Raw genomic sequence first — 2,903 nt, 5'->3', positions numbered from 1 at the left:
TGGATATAAATAATTAAATGTCGCATTTTGTCGTTTATTTTTATATAATTATCATTTAATCAATATATAACAATGAGGAGGATTTAATTGTCGTTTTTAAAAAACAGTAAAATTGGCACAACATTAAACGTATTGGTAATTATAGCAAGTGTCGCTTGTATAATATTATCTATACTAGGATTTTGGGGTCTTAAAAAAGGTGAGTATGCTTCTACTACTATGTATGAAGATAGTTTATTACCAATTCAGTGGATAGGAGCAATAGAGTCTAATTATTATCTTATCAATATGAATGTAAAGGAAACTATTCTATCAAAAGATGAAAAAAGAATAAAAGAGCTTTTGACAGAAATAGATGTAGCTCGTACAGAAACTGATCAGTTATTAAAGAAGTTTGAGACTAGAGTTAGTTCTAATAAAGAAAAAGAATTGTATACAACATTTTATACAACATTTAAAGAATTAAGAACACAACTGAAGAAAGTACAAGATTTGGGACAATCTAATAATGAAGAAGCATATGCTTATTACCTAAAAGAGGTTGATCCTAATATGAAAAAGTCAATTCAGGCAATTCGTGAACTTATCCAATTTAATAATAATAATGCAGATCAATTACAAAAAAATAATACTGACAGTGCAACAAATACCATGATGCTGTTTATTAGTATCTCCATTATAGCAATTGCAATAGTCATTTTTATTGGTTATATCATTAAAAGTGCAATCAAACAACCAATTGTATTATTAGAAAGAGATATGGAGCGAGTATCTGAAGGTGACTTAACAATACGCACTTCTTATAAATCAAATAATGAATTGGGAAGCATTGTGAAGTCTTTTAATAGTATGCTGGATAACTTGCAACAATTAATTGGAGAAGTAAAAATCACAACACAAGAGGTTATTTCTTCTACCAATGGGATGTTGCAAGATACTAAACGAGCATCTCATATATCAAGAGAGGTTGTTCAAACTATATCTGAGGTCGATGAAAAAATAGAAGGACAAGTTACTAGTATCCAAGAAAGTTCATCATCAATGGAAGAAATTGCGAATGGAGTTCAAACAGTAGCTGAATCTTCAGCAATGGTTACAGAAGTGGCTGTCACAACAACAGAACAAGTCAATTCTGGTAGTGAAGTGATAAAACAATCTATACTTCAAATGAATAGTATTCATGAGGTTGTTGAAGAAACATCCAAAGTAATAGATAGGCTTGTTACACGTACGCAGCAAATTGATAAAGCTCTGGATGCTATCACTAATATTGCTGAACAAACAAACCTTCTTGCCTTAAACGCCTCAATTGAAGCTGCACGTGCTGGAGAAAATGGAAAAGGATTTGCGGTGGTGGCAGCAGAAGTGGGGGATTTAGCTGAGAAGTCTAAAAAATCCGCAAATGAAATCAATAATTTAATACAATTAATTCAAAGAGATACAAAAGATACAGTTGATGCAATGCAAAAAGGCCAACAAAAAGCTTCGGAAGGAAAAGAAACTGCTAATAAAGCAGATCAAGCATTCTCATCTATTATGGTGGCTATTAATAAAATCACTAGCCAAATTCAAGAAGTATCTGCAGCGACAGAAGAAATGTCTGCCGGTACAGAAGAAGTAAATGCCTCTATGTCGAGTGTTTCTGAAACTGCAACACAAGTAGCTAAGGAAACAACTCAAACTGTACATTCAATCCAATCACAAGCAGCATCAATTGAGGAGATATCGAATCAATCTAACAAAATAAAAGAAAAAGTAGAAGCATTGTCAGCATTAGTTTCAAAATTTATTATTGAAGAGCAAAAAAACGAGAAATAAAATATATCAAATATGACAAAAAAGTACAGGTCCTTAATCAATTAAAGGCCTGTACTTTTTTATCATTTTAGCCAAGAAGACTCCTTCCTCAAGGAACGTGAAATTTGTTTTTGGATAAATTTTCATATAATAAATAGCTTTATGTTATGTCTTATATAAAAACATACCATAAAGAACTTGATTTTATTTTATTACACTTGATTATATATTTATTTAGTGTACCATTATAGATAATGGTTAAATTTTCTATAAATGGAAGGTGATGCACAGTGTTAACTGAATTACAAAAAAGTTTTTTCTCACGGTTACAGATATCTCCGAAAGAAGATGTAAGCTTTGAAAATTTACATGAAATTCTTCAGCAAATGGCATATGTAATACCTTATGAAAATTTAGACGTTATGAACAAAAATATCCGGAAAATTACTAGAAAGAATGTTCAAGAAAAATTACTATTAACTCAACGCGGAGGACTATGTTACGAGCTCAATACCGTATTATATTATTTTTTACTTGATTGTGGATTTGATGTCTATCGCATATCTGGTACGGTCTACGATTTAGGTGGTGATAAGTGGAAGCCTGACGATGGACATGTGATTATTATTTTAAATTATAATAATCAAAAATACATCATAGATGGGGGACTTGCCTCACATCTTCCATTACACCCAGTTCCATTTAGCGGTGAAGTGATCTCATCTCAAACGGGAAAATATCGTATTCGTAAACAGAATACTGAAAAAGGAACTTACCTACTAGAAATGAAAAAAGGAGAAAATGGGGAGAGTGCCCAATTCCTTAATTCTGAACCTACTAATACATGGTGCACTGGGTTTGCATTTTCATTAGATGAAATAGATACAAACAAAGTAAATGCTATACAAAATATTATTGTAGAGCACCCCGAATCACCTTTTAACAAAGGATACATTGTCTGCAAATTAATTGAAGATGGACATATTTCACTTACTAAAAAAAGTTTTACAGAAACAAGAAAAGGTCAAAAAAGTAAACGAACTATAAATGAAGAAGAATATCAGCAGATTCTTAAAGAAGTATTTAATATTTCTCTAGATAAATAC

General features: G+C 31.3%; 2 protein-coding genes. Both read left to right on the top strand.

Annotation, left to right across the window (positions count from 1 at the left end; all coding sequences use genetic code 11):
- The first annotated feature begins 87 nt into the window (after positions 1 to 87).
- Entirely contained in the window at positions 88 to 1,818 is a 1,731-nt protein-coding gene (locus tag AC1DJR_RS24630; protein ID WP_477003726.1) for a methyl-accepting chemotaxis protein, read from the top strand.
- A 269-nt stretch (positions 1,819 to 2,087) separates the two neighbouring features.
- Positions 2,088 to 2,903: arylamine N-acetyltransferase family protein (locus tag AC1DJR_RS24625; protein WP_477003725.1), on the top strand; the 816-nt coding region annotated here is incomplete at its 3' end.

The sequence above is a fragment of the Bacillus sp. 05T31 genome (assembly GCF_056396725.1).
This window is presented reverse-complemented; position numbering and strand designations above follow the sequence as displayed.